The organism is Streptomyces sp. TBY4 (assembly GCF_024213195.1).
Lineage (GTDB): Bacteria > Actinomycetota > Actinomycetes > Streptomycetales > Streptomycetaceae > Streptomyces.
This window is the reverse complement of sequence record NZ_JANAVF010000041.1, coordinates 1-2565: the sequence shown is the minus strand read 5'-3', so window position 1 is coordinate 2565 and position 2565 is coordinate 1. Positions and strand designations below refer to the sequence as shown.

Here is a 2565-nt window from a genome sequence, read left to right as displayed (position 1 = left end):
TTGATCTAGAGGGGGGACTTTGTGGGTTCGGGGTGGGCGGTGCGGAGGGCTGCTTCTATGCGGCGGTTGGTGGTCATGGTTGCCGTCAGGGCGGTCATGGTGAGGAGGAGGGCTGCGGCGGCGTAGAGGGGGGTGCGTACGTCGTGGGTGGTGGCCAGCCAGCCGCCGAGGAAGGCGCCGAACGGGGCGGCGCACATGGCGAGCATGCGGGACGTGGAGGCTACTCGGCCCATCAGGTGGGCGGGGACGATCGCCTGGCGGAGGGAGGGGGCCAGGACCATCGTGGCGCCCATGCCCGCTCCGCAGACGGCGAGGGCGAGGCCGGCGACGTAGGGGTTGGGGGCGCTGGCCAGGCCCAGGATGGCGAGTCCCTCTACGGCGGCCGTGCAGGTCAGTGCGGTGCCGGTGCCGAGTCGTCGGCCCAGGTTGGAGGCGATCGCTGCGCCGAGCAGGCCGCCTGCGGCCTCTGCGGTGAGGAGGAGGCCGAAGCCGAAGGTGTCGATGCCGAGATGGTCGTGGGAGAAGAGGGCGAGGACCGTCTCTACGGCCAGGAAGGCGATGTTGCCTACCGCCGGGCGTAGGGCGAGTCCGAGGAGGAGGCGGTCGCGGAAGACGTAGGACGCGCCCGCTCGTGCCTGGCGGAGGAGGGATTCGCCGGCCTGGGGGAGGGGCTTGGGCGCTGGGGGCAGGGAGCGTACGAGTAGGGCAGAGACGGCGAACGACAGGGCGTCTGTGAGGAGGGGGACGGACCGGCCCAGTGCGAGGAGGGCGCTGCCTGCGGGGGGTCCGGCGAAGCCGGACATGGCGGTCTGGGCGCCGCGGAGGCGGGAGTTGGCGCGCTCCAGGAGGGCGGGGTCGCGGCCGAGCAGGTCCGGCAGGTAGGCCGTGGCGGCCGTGTCGAAGAAGAGTCCGCCGAGCGAGAGGAGGAAGGCTACCGTCGCGAGGAGGGGGATGCTCAGGAGGTCGAGGGCGGCCGCTGCTGCGGGTATCGCGAGGAGGAGGGCGCGTGCCGCGTCCGCCATCCACATGGTGCGCCGGCGGTCCCAGCGGTCCACCAGGGCACCGCCCAGGACTCCGAAGAGGAGCCACGGCAGCGTTCCGGCGGCCGTGACGACCGCGAGTGCCATCGGATCCCGCGTCAGCGTGAGCGCGAGCAGCGGCAGGGCGGCGTGCATGACCCCGTCGCCGAGGGAGGAGACCGTCTGCGCGGTCCACAGCCGTCCGAATCCGGTCGGCAGTTTGCTCGAGGTCACTTGGCTCCCTGCCGGGGGTGGAAGAGGGCGAAGACGAGCGACGCGTCCGGCAGCGACGGATCGGACAGCTCCCGATACTCGTCAGCTAGTGCTTGCAGCCGCGCCCCCAGCTCCGCGAACTGCTCTTCCGTGAGCCGCAGGTGCGTCATTCCGACGTGCCGTTCGCCTTCCGGCGCGGCCTCCAGATCCGCCACCGCGTGCCGCATCAGGACATCCGGCCCGCCCTCGCCCGGATCCGGCAGCTCGATCGACCGCGCGGCCATGGCGTAGTACCGCTCGGTGACCCCCCGCACCTTCCGCGTCCGGACCACCTTCACCAGTCCGGCCCGTTCGAGCAGCCGTACGTGGTAGCTGGAACTCCCCTTCGCGAGTCCTACCCGCTCGGCGATCTGCGTGATCGTCGCGGGCTCGAAGCGGAGCACGGCCATGATCCGGTGGCGCGTCAGGTTGGAGACCGCGCGCAGCTGGTCGTCGGTCGTGACGTGGAACGTCTCGGGAAGCTCTTCGGCAGGCATGGACGCAATGGTCAACGTTTCTTGACCATTGTGCAAGCCTTTTGTGGATCACTTGTCGCGGAGGTCCTCCGCACGGAGCAGGTCGTCGGCCAGGGAGGCCCGGTCGGAAGCCGAGAGGGGGATCTGGTCGGCCTCGGACAGCAGCCGGGCGGCGAGGGGGGTGTCGTCCAGGTGGGCCGCCATGGCAGCCCGCAGGATCAGCGCCTTCACCCGCGCAGCCGCAGGGACATCGGTGGAAAGGAGGCGGTCGAGGATCTTGGCGGCGGCCGGGTAGTCCTCTTTGGAATCACCGAGCAATGAGGCCATGTGGAGGGCCTTGGCCACCCGTTCCTTCGGGACGGGCGAATGGTGCCCGTCGTCACTGATCGGCTGCCCGATGCGAATGCTGTTGCCGCCCGGGTCGGCCATGATGAACTGCCGCACCCCGTAGGTGGTGTCCTTCAGCGGACCGATCCTGGGAAGCCCGCGGGTAGGGATCTTGCCGAGCTCCCCCTTCAGCCCGCCACGAAACTTCGCGTACAAACCGTCGACGTCATCGGTCGTGATGTAGCAGGCCCCGTACGACTCGGCCGGCACGAATCCCTTTATCGCCATGAACTGCAACTCGACCTCGCCGTGCTGCACGACGGCATAGCCGTACGGACGTTCCTGAAGGAACGTGACCTCGAACCCGATGGCCTTGTAGAAGTCGACCGTCTCGGAGATGGACCCGCAGGGCAGGATCGCAGCCAGTTTCTCGCTCATCCGCCGACCGTAGGACCATCCATCTCACTAGTCAAACTTGAATACCTGATCGG

Annotated in this window: 3 protein-coding genes; all 3 read right to left on the bottom strand. The window is 69.2% G+C overall.

The window, feature by feature from the left end; translation table 11 throughout:
* Positions 1 to 5 precede the first annotated feature (5 nt).
* Genes NLX94_RS38645 through NLX94_RS38635 form a run of 3 tightly spaced genes read right to left on the bottom strand, consistent with a single transcriptional unit; the run spans position 6 to position 2512 of the window.
* Entirely contained in the window at positions 6 to 1238 is a 1233-nt protein-coding gene (locus tag NLX94_RS38645) for an MFS transporter (RefSeq protein ID WP_302171717.1), read from the bottom strand.
* Positions 1239 to 1249: 11 nt separating this feature from the next.
* Positions 1250 to 1768 (bottom strand): transcriptional regulator, encoded by a 519-nt coding sequence (locus tag NLX94_RS38640; protein ID WP_254387981.1) that lies wholly within the window; start codon positions 1766 to 1768, stop codon positions 1250 to 1252.
* A gap of 48 nt (positions 1769 to 1816) precedes the next feature.
* Positions 1817 to 2512, bottom strand: a complete 696-nt coding sequence (locus tag NLX94_RS38635; protein ID WP_254387980.1) for a VOC family protein — start codon at positions 2510 to 2512, stop codon at positions 1817 to 1819.
* Between the last annotated feature and the right edge of the window lie 53 nt (positions 2513 to 2565).